This window comes from Sphingomonas sp. BL2 (assembly GCF_056680015.1).
Window position 1 is genome coordinate 1,790,899 of the sequence record NZ_CM155261.1, and the last position, 14,404, is coordinate 1,805,302.

A 14,404-nucleotide genomic window follows, 5' to 3' on the forward strand; every position below is an offset into this window, starting at 1 on the left:
TCCCATGACTGCCCCGACGAACCCGCTTCTCGATACGCTGTCGCTGCCCCGTTTCGCCGAACTGGCGCCCGACCAGATCGCGCCTGCGCTCGACGAGGCGATCGCGCGGCATGAGGCAATGGTCGAGGCGCTGACGACCACGCGGCCGACCGATTTCGCGGGCGCGTGGCTGCCGTACGAGCGCGCGAATACCGAGATCGGCGCGATCTGGTCGGCGGTGTCGCATCTGCACGGCGTCGCGGACACGCCAGAGCTGCGCGCGGCATATTCGGAGGGGCAGAAGCGGCTCGTCGAGAACGACATGAAGGTCGGTCAGAACCGCGACCTTTACGAGGTGTTCGTGGCGCTGAGCGTGTCGTCCGAGTTTGCCGACTTGGCCGTCGAGGACCGGGTTGCGGTCGAGCAGGCGATCCGCGACTTCACGCTGTCGGGCGTGGCGCTGGAGCCCGAGGCGCGCGACCGGTTCAGCGAGATTTCGGTCGAACTGTCGGGGTTGTCGAACGAGTTCGGCAGCGCGGTGCTGGATGCGACCGATGCGTGGTCGGAGCTGGTGACGGACGAGGCGGACCTTGCCGGGATTTCGGATGCGGACAGGGCGATGTTCGCGGATGCCGCCAAGGCGAAGGGGCTGGAAGGTTGGCTCGTCACGTTGCAACAGCCGAGCGTGAATGCGGTGCTGACCTTTGCCGAAAATCGTGAGCTGCGCGCGCGCGTGTACCGCGCGTTCGCGACGCGCGCGTCGGACCAGGGGCCGAACGCAGGCGAGTTCGACAACAGCGCGCGGATCGCGCGGATCCTCGAACTGCGGCACGAGGGCGCCACGTTGCTCGGGTTCACCGATCCGGTCGCGTGGTCGCTGGAGACCAAGATGGCTCCGAACGGCGCCGAGGTGATAGCGTTCCTGCGCGATCTGGCGCGGCGGGCGAAGCCGGCGGCTGAGCGTGATCTCGCCGAACTGAAGACTTTCGCCGCCGAGCAGCTCGGGATCGCCGATTTCGAGCCGTGGGATGCGGGTTTCGTGTCGAACCGGTTGCGGCAGGATCGCTATGCGGTCGATGCGCAGGTTGTGAAGACGTATTTCCCGGTCGAGCGCGTGATGGAAGGCTGGCAGACGCTGATGCAGCGGCTGTTCGGCATTAAGCTCGTCGAGCGCGACGACGTGTCGCTGTATCATGACGATGCGCGGTTCTTCGACGTGGTGGACGAGAGTGGGACGGTGTTTGCCGGTCTCTATCTCGATCTCCACGCGCGTACCGGCAAGCGTGGTGGCGCGTGGATGGCGCAGGCGCGGCCTCGGCTGCACGACGGCAATACGGTGACGGTGCCGGTCGCGTATCTTGTCTGCAATTTCGCGCCGGATGGGGGCGAGACGCCGTCTTTGCTGTCGCACAACGACGTGACGACGCTGCTGCACGAGACCGGCCACTGCATCCACCTGCTCTTCACCAAGGTGAACCGGCCGAGCATCGCCGGCACCAATGGCTTCGAGTGGGACGCGATCGAGCTGCCGAGCCAGCTGATGGAGGATTTCGCCTGGGACAAGGACGTGCTGACCGGCATGTCCGGCCACTACAAGACCGGCGAGACGCTGCCCGCCGACCTGTTCGAGCGGATGGTGAAGGCGCGGCATTTCCAGGCGGGGATGTTCATCCTGCGCCAGGTAGAGTTCGCGCTGTTCGACCTGCTGCTGCATCTCGGCACGATGGGCAGCGATCCGATTGAAGTGATCGAGGCGGTGCGCGACGAGGTGGCGGTGATCCGCCCGCCCGCATGGCACCGCTTCCCACACGCGTTCAGCCACATTTTCGCGGGCGGCTACGCGTCGGGGTACTACAGCTATCTCTATGCCGAATTGCTGGCGGCCGATGGCTTCGAGGCGTTCGCGGAAGCCGGGCTAGTCGATCGCAAGACCGGCGACCGGTTCCGCGAGGAAGTGCTTGCGCGCGGGGCCACGCGGCCCGCGGCGGACAGCTTCCGTGCATTCCGCGGGCGTGACCCCGAGCCGACCGCGATGCTGGTCCGTCACGGGCTGCAAGGGTGACGAAGCGCGTCGACCGGCGCTGGTTGTCGGAGGCGGTGCGGCGGATCGAGGCGGACTATAACCGGTCCGCCGACACGCATCTGATTCGGGTGGATTTGCCGCGGTATCCGGGCATCGTGCTGTATCTGAAGGACGAGAGCTCGCACCCAACCGGCAGCCTCAAGCACCGGCTCGCGCGGTCGCTGTTCCTGTACGCGCTGTGCAACGAATGGATCGGGCCGGAGACGACGGTGATCGAATCCTCGTCGGGGTCGACCGCGGTGTCGGAGGCGTATTTCGCGAAAATGCTGGGGCTGCGGTTCATTGCCGTAGTGCCGGCGACCACCGCCAAGCCGAAGCTCGACGCGATCCGCTTCCACGGCGGCGAGATCCACATGGTCGACGATCCGCGCACCGTCTACGCGGTCTCGCACCGGCTCGCGGCCGAAACCGGCGGGCATTATCTCGACCAGTTCACCTATGCCGAGCGCGCGACCGACTGGCGCGGCAACAACAATATTGCCGAGAGCATCTTCGCGCAGATGGCCGAGGAGGAGCATCCGTGCCCGTCCTGGATCGTCTGCGGCGCAGGGACGGGGGGCACGTCGGCGACGATCGGGCGCTTCATCCGCTATTGCCGCCACGACACCAGATTGTGCGTCGCGGACCCGGTGCACTCGGTCTTCCATCGGCATTTTGAGGATCGCTCGGTGGTCGCGTTGCCCGAAGGGTGTGCGTCGCGGATCGAGGGGATCGGGCGGCCGCGCGTCGAGCCGAGTTTCGTGCCGAGCGTCATCGACCGGATGATCGCGGTCGAGGATGCCGACAGTATCGGCGCGATGCGTGCGCTGTCCGATCGGCTCGGCCGGCGCGTCGGCGGATCGACCGGGACCAACCTCTGGGCGTGCGCGCAGATCGTTGAGGAGATGGCGGCGGCGGGCGAGACGGGCAGCATCGTCACGCTGTTGTGCGATGGCGGCGATCGCTATGGCTGCACCTATTACGACGATTCATGGCTCGACGATCGCGGCGTCGCGTGGACCGATCCCGCGGCGCGGATGACGCAATTTCTGGGCTGAGTAACCGATGACCACATGGCAGTTCTGGATCGACCGCGGCGGCACGTTCACCGACGTCGTCGCGCGGCAACCGGACGGGCGGATCGTCACCGCCAAGCTGCTGTCGGAAGATCCCGAACGCTATGATGACGCCGCGGTCGAGGCGATTCGGCGGCTGACTGACGGGGCGGACGTCCCGCTCGAACTGCGGATCGGCACGACAGTCGCGACCAACGCGCTGCTCGAGCGCAAGGGCGAACCGACGTGTCTCGCTATCACCCGCGGGTTCGGCGATGCGCTGCTGATCGGTCACCAGGAACGGTCCGACATCTTCGCGCGCGACGTGAACCGCCCACCGCCGCTGTTCGCGCATGTCGTGGAGATCGACGAACGGGTCGGGGCGGAGGGCGACGTGCTGCGTCCGCTCGACGTCGACGCGGCCCGTGCAGGATTGCAAGCCGCATTCGATACCGGTCTCCGCGCCATCGCGATTGTTCTCATGCACGGCTACCGCTTCACCGCGCACGAGGAAGCGCTCGCGGCAATCGCGGCCGAGATCGGCTTCACCCAAATCTCGGTCAGCCACCGCGTCGCGCCGTTGATCAAGCTGATCGGGCGCGGCGATACGACCGTCGTCGATGCGTATCTATCGCCGGTCGTCGATCGCTATGTCGCAGGCTTGAGCAACGCGTTGGGGCAGGGCGCATTGTTCATGCAGTCGTCGGGCGGACTGGTCGACGGCGCAGGCTTTCGCGGCAAGGACGCGATCCTGTCGGGGCCGGCGGGCGGCATCGTCGGCATGGCCGCGACTGCGCGCGAGGCCGGGTTCGAGCACGTCATTGGCTTCGACATGGGCGGCACCTCGACCGACGTGTCGCACTACGCCGGCACCAATGAGCGCGATACCGAGACGCTGATCGCCGGCGCCCGCATCCGCGCGCCTATGCTGCGGATACACACGGTGGCGGCGGGCGGCGGTTCGATCTGTCGGTTCGACGGCGAGCGGCTGATGGTCGGCCCCGAGAGCGCGGGCGCGGTGCCGGGGCCGGCGTGTTACCGCCGCGGCGGGCCGCTGACCGTGACCGACTGCAATGTGATGCTGGGGAAAGTGCGGCCAGAGTTCTTCCCGGCGCTGTTCGGACCGGCGGGCGACCAGCCGCTTGATGCGGAGGCGGTGGCCGCTCGGTTTGCGGAGCTGCCGCTCGATCCGCAGGTCGCAGCGGAGGGGTTCGTCGCGGTCGCGGTGGCCAACATGGCGAATGCGATCCGGACGATATCCGTCGCGCGTGGGCATGACGTGACGCGCTATACGCTCGCCTGCTTCGGCGGGGCCGGGGGGCAGCATGCGTGCCTCGTCGCCGACGCGCTGGCGATGGACCGGGTGATGATCCACCCGCTGGCCGGCGTGCTGTCGGCATACGGCATGGGACTGGCCGATCGCCGGGTCCTTCGCGAGGCTACGTCGGGTGCGTCGTTTGTGGAGTATGCCACGATCACGCAGGCGTTGGACGCGTTGGCTGAGGCGGCACGCGATGCGCTGGTAGCGCAGGGTGTCACGGCGGACGACGTTCGGATCGAACGCCGCGTGCATCTGCGCCGAGGCCAGACCGACCACACGATCGAACTCGATCTCGACGACCCGGCAGCGATGATCGCTGCGTTCGACGCCGCCCACATCGCGCAGTTCGGGTTCGCCAGCGAAGCACCGCTGATTGCCGACCGGATCGTCGCCGAGGCGATCGCCGAGAGTCCGCCGCTTGATGCCGCACTGGTCGCCTTCCCCGAAGAGCCAGCCGCGCCCCTGTCCGTCGCCCCCGTCTACATGGCGGGCGCATGGCACGACACGCCCGTCTTGGCGCGCGAAGGCCTGCCCGCCGGTCACGCCATCGACGGCCCCGCGCTGATCCTCGACAGCGTCTCGACCACCATCGTCGAGTCCGGCTGGCGCGCGCGCGTCGATCCGATCGGCAATCTGATCCTCGACCGCATCGCACCCCGTATCGGCGCGAGCATCGGCACCGAGTCCGATCCGGTCCGGCTGGCGATCTTCGCCGGTCTGTTCATGAGCATCGCCGAGGAGATGGGCGCCGCGCTCCAGCGATCCGCCGCGTCGGTCAACATCCGCGAGCGGCTCGACTTCAGCTGCGCGCTGTTCGACGCGCACGGCAACCTCGTCGCCAACGCGCCGCACATCCCGGTCCATCTCGGCTCGATGGGCGAAAGCATCCGCACAATCATCGACGCGCGAGGGAATAACGCAGGCGGCCGCGGTATCCGCCGCGGCGACGCCTACGCACTCAACGCGCCGTATCGTGGCGGCACGCATTTGCCCGACATCACCGTCATCATGCCGGTTTTCGCGGATGACGGCGATGCGCCCGCTTTCTTTTTAGCGGCCCGCGGGCATCACGCAGACGTCGGCGGTATCACGCCCGGATCAATGCCGCCCGAGAGCCGCTCGGTCGAGGAAGAGGGCGTGCTGCTCGACGACGTACTGGTGGTCGACGAAGGGCGGTTCCTCGAAGCGGAGATGCGCGCGGTGTTTGCGAGCGGGCCTTATCCTGCACGCAACATCGACCAGAACATCGCCGATCTTGCCGCGCAGTTGGCCGCCTGTACGCGCGGCGGGACCGGGCTGACACGCCTTGCTGACGAATACGGCACCGATGTCGTCGCGGCTTACATGGAGCACGTCCAGGCCAACGCCGACGCCGCCGTCCGCCGCCTGATCGCGACGCTCGACGACGGCGCGTTCGCCTATGAGATGGACGATGGCGCAGTGGTCCGCGTGGCGGTCCGCGTCGATCGTGAGGCGACGACGATGGAGGTCGACTTCGCCGGCACCAGCGACCAGCGCCCGACCAACTTCAACGCCCCCGTCTCGATCGTCCGCGCGGCGGTTCTCTACGTCGTTCGGGCGCTGATCGACGAGGCGGTGCCGCTCAACGACGGCTGCCTGCGGGGCGTGACGATCCGCGTGCCCGAAGGCTCGATGCTCAACCCACGCTACCCGGCTGCGGTCGTTGCCGGCAACGTCGAGACGAGCCAGGTCGTCACCGACGCGCTGTTCGGTGCGCTCGCCGCGATGGCGGCGAGCCAGGGTACGATGAACAACTTCACCTTCGGCAACGACACGCACCAATATTACGAAACGATCGCCGGCGGCGCAGGCGCGGGTCCCGGTTTCGACGGCGCATCGGTGATCCAGACGCACATGACCAACAGCCGGCTGACCGACCCCGAGATCTTCGAGACGCGCTTCCCCGTGCTGCTGGAAGAATTCTCGATCCGCCGCGGCTCGGGCGGGGCAGGCGCGCACCACGGCGGCGACGGTGCGACGCGTCGCGTCCGGTTTCTCAAGGACATGACTGCCTGCATCCTCGCCAACCGCCGTCGCGTCGCCCCGTTCGGGATGGCGGGCGGCAAAGACGGTGGGCCGGGTTCTGCCACCGTCGAGCGAGCTGACGGCCACGTCGAGCACCTTGGCTCCACCGCCAAGGTCGATATGCGGCCGGGCGACGTGTTCGTGATCGAAACACCCGGTGGCGGTGGTTTCGGACCCATTTGATCCGCCGCACGATACGACGACCGGTTGCGGCGACGGGACGGACGCGTCACACACGGTCCGCACAAGATTACCGTGAAAGAGAGCCCATGACCGCATTTCGTTCCCGCGCCCTGTTCGTCCGTTTGCTCGCGGGATCGGTGCTGGCGATCGCAACGCCCGCCGTGGCGCAGACGACTAACAACGCACCCGGTGCGGCGGCGGCGCGGACCGAGGCTCCCAAGGCGCGGCCCTGGATGAACACTGCGCTGGGGGCCGATGCGCGCGTCGATCTGCTCCTCAAGGAGATGACGCTCGACGAGAAGCTGCAGCTCACCTTCGGCTACTTTGCGACCAATGCCGACTGGCTGAAGACGCCGGTCAAGAACTGGGTCTATCCGAAGGACGGCCTGCTCGCGTCCGCCGGGATCGTGCCCGGCATTCCGCGGCTTGGCATCCCGAACCAGTGGCAGACCGATGCCGGCGTCGGTGTCGCCAGCCAGCGCGGGCCGACGCCGCGCCTGCGCACCTCGCTGCCCTCCGGGATCGCTACCGCGGCGACCTGGAATCCCGAACTGGCGCAGGCCGGCGGCGCGATGATCGGCCGGGAGGCGTTCCTGTCGGGCTTCAACGTGCAACTCGCGGGCGGGATGAACCTGACGCGCGAACCGCGTAACGGGCGCAATTTCGAATATGGCGGTGAGGATCCGTTGCTGGCGGGCGTCATCACTGGCCACGAGATCAAGGGCATCCAATCGCAGCACGTCGTTTCGACGATGAAGCACTACGCGTTCAACGGGCAGGAGACGAACCGCAACAACATCGATCACAAGATCGGCGAACAGGCTGCGCGCCAGTCCGACCTGCTCGCGTTCGAGATCGCCAACGAGGTCGGCCAGCCCGGCTCGGTAATGTGCTCGTACAACCGCGTGAACGGCCATTATGCGTGCGAGAACGACTGGCTGCTCAACACTGTCCTCAAGCGCGACTGGGGCTTCAAGGGCTATGTCATGTCCGACTGGGGCGCGACGCATTCGACCAGCGAGGCGGCCAATGCCGGGCTCGACCAGCAATCGGGCTGGGCGTTCGATCGCTCGGCCTATTTTGCGGATGCGCTGCGCGAGGCGGTCAACAATGGGCATGTGACTGAGGCGCGCGCGACCGATATGGCGCGGCGCGTACTGTGGGGAATGGTCTCGGTCGGCGCGTTCGACAAGGTCGTGGCGGGCGATCGCGCGACGACGATCGATTACGCCGCCCATGCTGCAGTGACGCGCGCGGACGCGGAAGAGGGCATCGTCCTGCTCAAGAACACCGCGGGGCTGTTGCCGATCGCCAAGACGGCCAAGTCGATCCTGTTGATCGGCGCGCATGCCGATGTCGGCGTGCTGTCGGGCGGTGGCTCGAGCCAGGTCTATTCGCACAATGCCCCGACCAACGGCCTGATCGTGGCGGACGAATTCCCGAGCGGGTTCCCGGGGCCGAAGACGTATCACGCGTCGTCGCCGATGAAGGCGTTGCAGGCGCGGACCGGCGCGACCGTGACGTATCTCGACGGCAAGGACGTCAAGGCGGCGGCCGCGGCGGCGCGGAATGCGGACGTCGTCGTCGTGTTCGGCGAGCAGTGGACGGGCGAGTCGTTCGACGTGCCCGACCTGAACCTGCCGGCTGGCCAGAACGCGCTGATCGACGCGGTGGCGGGGGCGAACAGGAAGACGGTGGTCGTGCTCGAAACCGGTGGCCCGGTGGTGATGCCGTGGCTTGGCAAGGTCGGCGCGGTGCTGGAGGCATGGTACCCGGGTACGGCTGGCGGCGAGGCAATTGCGCGGTTGCTGACCGGCGAGGTCAATCCGTCGGGGCATCTGCCCGCGACCTTCCCCGCGTCGCTCGCGCAGCTGCCGCGACCGAAGCTCGAGGGTGACCCGAAGCTCGACCGTGATTCGCATCCGATGGGCAATTACGACATCGAGGGCGCGGCGGTCGGTTATAAGTGGTTCGACAAGACCGGCGCGAAGCCGCTGTTTCCGTTCGGCTATGGGCTTTCCTATACGAACTTCGCGATGGGTGGTTTGACCGCCGCGCCTCAGGGCAAGGGGATCAAGGCCGGTTTCTCAGTGAAGAACACCGGTGCGGTGCAGGGCAAGGCGGTTGCGCAGGTCTATGTGTCGGGCGCGGGCTGGGAGGCGCCGAAGCGGCTCGGGGCGTTCCGCAAGGTCGATCTCGCGCCGGGGGCGGAGCAGGCGGTGTCTGTGACAATCGACCCGCGGTTGTTGGCGACGTTCGATGTCGCGAGCGGCGGGTGGAAGATCGCTGGCGGCGACTACAAGGTGATGCTGGCGACGTCGGCGGCGGATGTCGTGCAGACGGTGACGGTACGGGTTGCGGCGCAGACGCTGGATCGTGGGGGGAAGTGAGGGCTCGTCCGTTCGTCCCGAGTAGGCGGCGAGTAGCTTCGTAGGGGCGGATCGATACGGCGTATCGAAGGATGGGTTTTCGCGCGGAACCTGTACCTCGATACGCGCCCTCGATACGCCCAAGGGGGCTACTCGGTCTCTACTCGGCACGAACGGTGTGGGGCGGGGCCTGACGAAACGCAGATCGGGTGAGGCGGCACTGCCGGAAAGCGGCATAGGGTGAAGGTCCGTCGCCAAGCGAAGCCCCCCTTACGTCTTACGGTACTCGTCCCCCTCTCTAGTTGGGAGAGGGAAGGGTGGAAGCGATCCCGATCGATCCACCTGATCCTCCCCCGCCAGGGGGAGGTGGCTGGCGCTTGCCAGACGGAGGGGGAGGTAAAGAATCACCGGGGTTGCCTGTCCTCCCCCTCCGTCACCTTCGGCGCCACCTCCCCCTTGCGGGGGAGGATCAGCGCGCTTCGGCTATCCCCGCGCGTTCATCGCCGCGATCCGCTCGTCGACCCGGCGTTCCAGGATGGTCAGCGGCATCGCGCCTTCCTTTAGGATGTCGTGGAACTGCTTCAGGTCGAAGCGGTCGCCGAGCGCCGCCTTTGCCTTCATCCGTGCGCGCGTCCAGGCCATGTGGCCGACTTTGTAGCTGCAGGCCTGGCCTGCCTGCGTGCAGTAGCGCTCCACTTCGCGCTGCGTCCGGGGCCTGGCGAAGCCGGTCGTCGCGACCATGTAGTCGGTCGCCTTCTCGCGGCTCCAGCGCTTCCCATGGATGCCGGTATCGACCACGAGTCGCGTCGCGCGGAACAGGAACGACTGGAGATAGCCGGCGCGCTCCAGCGGCGACGCATACGCACCAAGTTCATCTGCGAGCTGCTCCGCGTACAGCGCCCAGCCTTCCGAATAGGCCGAGAAGAAGCCGATCTTCCGAAGCGTCGGGATGTCCTTCGATTCCTGCGCGAGGCTGATCTGGAGGTGATGTCCGGGCACGCCTTCGTGATAGGTCAGCGAGGGCAGCGTGTATTTTGGCCAGTCGCCAACGTCCTTCAGATTGACGAAGTAGATTGCCGGACGGCTGCCATCGAGCGAGGCGCGGTTGTAATAGCCGTTCGATGCGCCGTCCTGAATCTCGACCGGGACCGCGCGGATCTCGAGCGGCTGCGTCGGCACTTCCGAGAACGCCTGGGGTAGCTTGGCGTACATCGCCTTGATGCCGTCGTTCAGGCCGGCGATCAGTTCGGTGCGGCCCTCCGCGGTGTTCGCGTAGAGTTGGTCCGGTGTCACGTTCAGCTTCGCCAAGCGCTCGCCGACCGTGCCGGTCGTGAAGCCCTGCGATTTCAGGATCGTGTCGAGTTGCGCGGTGATCTCCGCGACTTGGGCGAGGCCGATGCGGTGGACCTCGTCGGGGCTCATCGTGGTGGTGGTCGCCTGGTTCAGCGCCATCGCATAGATCGCGTCGCCATTGGGCACGCGCCAGATTCCGTCGCCGGGCTTGGTGGTCGGCTTTAGTCGCTCGATCAGCGCGATCTGGCGGTCGAGCGCGGGATAGACCTTCGCGTCGACGATCTTCGCGGCGCGTGCCTGCCAGTCACCAGTCAGGCCTTTGGCGGCGGCACGCTTCACGAGCGACTGGACGATGCTCGACGTGGCCGCCGGCTGGCTGCGCAGTTTCCGCATCTGGCCGAGCGTCAGGTCGAGCGACCAGCCGGGCGCGAGCAGGCCGCGGGTTGCCTCCGCCTGCTGCATCGCGCTTTCCTGGTCCAGCACCGTGCCGAACTGGTCGAGCCGCGACAGATACGCCTCGGCATCCGGGGTGGCGTTGATGGTGTGCGCGGTGTTGAGGAAGTCGGGCACCTGGAAATAGGCGCCGCCCTGTTGGAAGATCCGATAGGGGCGGATCGGGCTGTCCATGCCGAATTTCTCGGGCGCGGCGATCTGCGTATTGAGTGAATAGCGGACGACTTCGAGGTTGAGCTTCGCGGCCGGCGACAGGCCTGCGCCGTCGTAGCGGGCCAGGCTGGCGAGCGCAGCCTTCGTCTCGGCGACGTCGCGCGCGCGCTTGTCGGGTGTGCGTGGCGACAATTGCCCCTTCAGGCGCGCGAGCGGTCCCTTGTCGAGGCCAAGCGACGTCGCGAGTTCGGGCGACCGCGCGACGCTCGCCTGGAAGATCCGCTCGAAATCGGCGTTGAGCGCGGTGTCGCCGCTCGACTGCGCGAACGCCGACGACGGCAGCAGCGTCGTGGCGAGCGCGGCGATGCCGCCCGATGCGAGGAACTGGCGACGATCCATGACGAATTCTCCCGTGAACGTGGGCGTATTTAAGCCGATCTCCGTGCGGACCGCCAGCGCTTCGGAAACTGGAATTTCGACGCGTCTGAGGCCGGAACCGGCGCGAAACATGCGCATATGGCGAAAGCGCGGGAAACTGCCGGAACAAGCACGGATATCGTCGGTTTGACCCGAGAGCCCGGCGGTGTCCTTACCCCCCCGAAGGATGCCGCCGGGTGTATGCGTAGGCGAGGTAGACGTGCGAGACGAGACATCCAGGCGTGAAGCCGGCGCACGGTTGCATGATGTCGGCGAAAGATTGCGCTCGTCCTGGCAGACTCCCACGGACACGATGATCACCGAGGACATCCCGACGCTGCTCACGCGCCTGTCGCAGGTGCCGAAGACCCGCAGGAAACCGTAGTTCGATCGGTCCGGCGCGGGCCGGACCGATCCTGTATCCTGACCTCAGCTGGTCGGCGCGGCGTTCTTCATAGCGGTTTTCATGGCCTCGATGAGCTTCTTCACTTCCTGGCTGCGGCCGCGTGGCATGATCAGTACGTCGTTGCCGCTTGCGACCACGATCAGGTCCTCGACACCGACCAGCGAGACGCGGACGCCGTCGCTGCGGACGAAGCAGTTCTTCGTGTCGATCGCGAGCACATCGCCGTCACCGTGGCTGCGGTGCGCGTTGCCGTCGCTGTCGGTATCGCTGATCGCGTGCAGCGCGTCCCAGCTGCCGACGTCGTTCCACCCCATCGCGACCGGCACGACCGCGACCCGGTCGGCCTTTTCCATGACCGCGTAATCGATCGAATCGTCGGGCGAGGCGGCGAACGCGACCGCGTCAGGGTATATGCGAGTCCCTTCGGTACGCGCGTTGTCCATCGCCTCCTGCGTGGCGGTCAAGATGCCCGGATCGAACTGTGCGAGCGCCTCGAGATAGGCGTCGGCGAGGAACAGGAAGATCCCACCGTTCCAGGCGTGATCGCCGCTCGCCAGCATCGATTGCGCCTTGTCGAGCGGGGGCTTCTCGACGAACCGCGCGACGCGGTTGACGCCGGGCTGGAGTTCGTCGCCGATCTGGATCCAGCCATAGCCAATCTCGGGCGCATCGGGTGCGATGCCGAACGTGACGAGCCAGCCTTGCGTGACGAGCGGCATCGCCGCCTCGATCGCGGCATGGAACGCGGCAACGTCGCCGATGACGTGATCCGAGGGCATAACCAGCAGCGCGTCGCCGCCGCCACCCGCGGCAATTGCGGCGAGCGCGATGGCGGGCGCGGTGTTGCGGCCGATCGGCTCGAGGATCAGCGCCTGCGGGGTCGCGCCCGCCTCGGCAAGCTGCTGCTCGACGAGGTCCGCATGACGCGCATTGGCGACCACGATCGGCGCGGCGAAGCGCTCGCCGAACGCGCGGCCCGCGGTCAACTGTAGCATCGTCTCGTCGGCGGTGAGCGCCAGCATCTGCTTGGGCATTTCGGGGCGCGACATAGGCCAGAGGCGCGTGCCCGAACCGCCGGAAAGAATAACGGGAACGATCTTACGTGCGGTCATGAAGCCTCCTGCTGGCGCCGAGCTATAACGTGGCAATTTCGCGCGCCAATCGCCGAATGATCGGATTGGCATGCAGTCTTCAGGCTTTTTTGGTGTTTTGCTGCGAAACGTGGCGTTCAGGTGTCGGAAGCGTTTACACTGGTGCGTCGGGATAGCGGACGATGATACGGCTCTTCAAGCATTACGTACCCTATGCAGTCCTCCTGCTCGGCCTTGTCGATGCGGTGTTGCTGATCGCGTCGGCGGAGATCGGCTGGATCGTCCGCGCGCATCAGATCGGCATGGCGGTCGGGCCGATTCACACCCGGATCGCGCAGTTGCTGACGTTCGCGCTTGCATTGCAGGTCTCGCTGGTCGCGGTCGGGGCGTACGGCGTCGCGTCGTTCCTGTCGCTACGCTTTGCCGCCGCGCGGCTGGCGGTGGCGCTGTCGCTGGGCGTGATGTTCCTGTCGCTGATCTTTTTTCTCGTGCCCCCACTCGCGCTGTGGCGATCGAACCTGTTGTACGCGACGGTGATCGCCTCCGTCCTGCTGGTCACCGTCCGCGCAGTGCTCGGCAAGACGCTCGGCGGCGAGACGTTCAAGCGGCGTATCGTCGTGCTCGGCGCGGGCACGCGCGCCGCGCGGATCGAGACGCTGGCTGCACAACCCGGCGTGAACTTCGTCGTCGCGGGATTCGTCCTGATGGGCGAGGCGGACCCGGTGGTCCTGGGCGCGATGCCGCGCGCCGATATCCCCAATCTTGCCGCGCATATCGTCGACCAGAATGCGAGCGAGGTCGTGCTAGCGCTCGACGAACGCCGCAACGCGCTGCCGATGAAGGACCTGCTCCGCGTCCGCACCACCGGCGTGCAGGTCAGCGAGATATCGAGCTTCCTCGAACGCGAGACGGGACGCATCGACCTGAAGAGCGTCAACCCGTCCTGGCTGATCTTCTCCGACGGGTTCGCCTCCAGCCGCATGCTGTCGAGCGTGTTCAAGCGCGCGTTCGACATCGTCGCCAGCGGGCTGCTTCTGGTCGTCACGCTGCCGATCATCCTGCTCACTGCGATCGCGATCAAGCTCGAGTCGAAGGGTCCCGCTTTCTATCGCCAGCGTCGCGTCGGGCTCTACAACGAGGGCTTCGATATCCTCAAGCTGCGGTCGATGCGACAGGATGCGGAGGTTGCGGGCAAGGCGGTCTGGGCGGCGGAGGACGATCCGCGGATCACGCGGATCGGTCGCTTCATCCGGAAGGTGCGGATCGACGAACTGCCGCAGACCTGGACCGTGCTGAAGGGCGAGATGAGCTTCGTCGGCCCGCGTCCCGAACGCCCGCAGTTCGTCCAGCAGCTCGAGGAGCAGCTGCCGTTCTACGCCGAGCGGCATATGGTAAAGCCCGGGATCACCGGCTGGGCGCAGATTAATTATCCCTATGGCGCGTCGATCGAGGATGCGCGCCACAAGCTCGAATACGACCTGTATTACGCGAAGAACTATTCGCCGTTCCTCGACATGCTGATCCTGTTGCAGACGCTCCGCGTGGTGTTGTGGCCGGCAGGCGCGCGGTGATCTTT

At 66.7% G+C, this 14,404-nt stretch carries 7 protein-coding genes; 5 read left to right on the forward strand and 2 right to left on the reverse strand.

From position 1 onward, the window contains the following. The first annotated feature begins 4 nt into the window (after positions 1-4). From AC1ME3_RS08295 to AC1ME3_RS08310, 4 genes are all read left to right on the forward strand, one after another. Positions 5-2,041 (forward strand): M3 family metallopeptidase, encoded by a 2,037-nt coding sequence (locus tag AC1ME3_RS08295; RefSeq protein ID WP_480955597.1) that lies wholly within the window; start codon positions 5-7, stop codon positions 2,039-2,041. Beyond that, positions 2,038-3,099: a PLP-dependent cysteine synthase family protein gene (locus AC1ME3_RS08300; protein WP_480955598.1), complete on the forward strand. Its 1,062-nt coding sequence runs from the start codon at positions 2,038-2,040 to the stop codon at positions 3,097-3,099. The genes AC1ME3_RS08295 and AC1ME3_RS08300 overlap by 4 nt, the downstream gene beginning before the upstream one ends. A gap of 7 nt (positions 3,100-3,106) precedes the next feature. Then, positions 3,107-6,646: a hydantoinase B/oxoprolinase family protein gene (locus AC1ME3_RS08305; RefSeq protein WP_480955599.1), complete on the forward strand. Its 3,540-nt coding sequence runs from the start codon at positions 3,107-3,109 to the stop codon at positions 6,644-6,646. Between the two features lie 86 nt (positions 6,647-6,732). Next, positions 6,733-9,036, forward strand: a complete 2,304-nt coding sequence (locus AC1ME3_RS08310) for a glycoside hydrolase family 3 C-terminal domain-containing protein (protein WP_480955600.1) — start codon at positions 6,733-6,735, stop codon at positions 9,034-9,036. A 462-nt stretch (positions 9,037-9,498) separates the two neighbouring features. On the opposite strand, the gene AC1ME3_RS08315 is transcribed toward AC1ME3_RS08310, so the two are convergent. Further along, positions 9,499-11,313 carry a DUF885 domain-containing protein gene (locus tag AC1ME3_RS08315; RefSeq protein WP_480955601.1) on the reverse strand — a complete coding sequence of 605 codons (1,815 nt, stop codon included), beginning with the start codon at positions 11,311-11,313 and terminating at the stop codon, positions 9,499-9,501. A 447-nt stretch (positions 11,314-11,760) separates the two neighbouring features. After that, positions 11,761-12,849, reverse strand: coding sequence for a mannose-1-phosphate guanylyltransferase/mannose-6-phosphate isomerase (locus AC1ME3_RS08320; protein WP_480955602.1), 1,089 nt, complete (start codon positions 12,847-12,849; stop codon positions 11,761-11,763). Between the two features lie 161 nt (positions 12,850-13,010). Here AC1ME3_RS08320 and AC1ME3_RS08325 point away from each other — a divergent pair, with 161 nt between their 5' ends. Further along, on the forward strand, positions 13,011-14,399 hold the full coding sequence (locus AC1ME3_RS08325; RefSeq protein ID WP_480955603.1) for a TIGR03013 family XrtA/PEP-CTERM system glycosyltransferase: 1,389 nt from the start codon (positions 13,011-13,013) through the stop codon (positions 14,397-14,399). The last annotated feature ends 5 nt before the right edge of the window (positions 14,400-14,404 follow it).

Excerpts from the sequence above, each read along its gene's own strand:
- AC1ME3_RS08325 (WP_480955603.1), top strand. The coding sequence starts at position 13,011 with ATGATACGGCTCTTCAAGCATTACGTACCCTATGCAGTCCTCCTGCTC.
- AC1ME3_RS08315 (WP_480955601.1), bottom strand. The coding sequence starts at position 11,313 with ATGGATCGTCGCCAGTTCCTCGCATCGGGCGGCATCGCCGCGCTCGCC.
- AC1ME3_RS08305 (WP_480955599.1), top strand. The coding sequence starts at position 3,107 with ATGACCACATGGCAGTTCTGGATCGACCGCGGCGGCACGTTCACCGAC.
- AC1ME3_RS08295 (WP_480955597.1), top strand. The coding sequence starts at position 5 with ATGACTGCCCCGACGAACCCGCTTCTCGATACGCTGTCGCTGCCCCGT.
- AC1ME3_RS08320 (WP_480955602.1), bottom strand. The coding sequence starts at position 12,849 with ATGACCGCACGTAAGATCGTTCCCGTTATTCTTTCCGGCGGTTCGGGC.
- AC1ME3_RS08310 (WP_480955600.1), top strand. The coding sequence starts at position 6,733 with ATGACCGCATTTCGTTCCCGCGCCCTGTTCGTCCGTTTGCTCGCGGGA.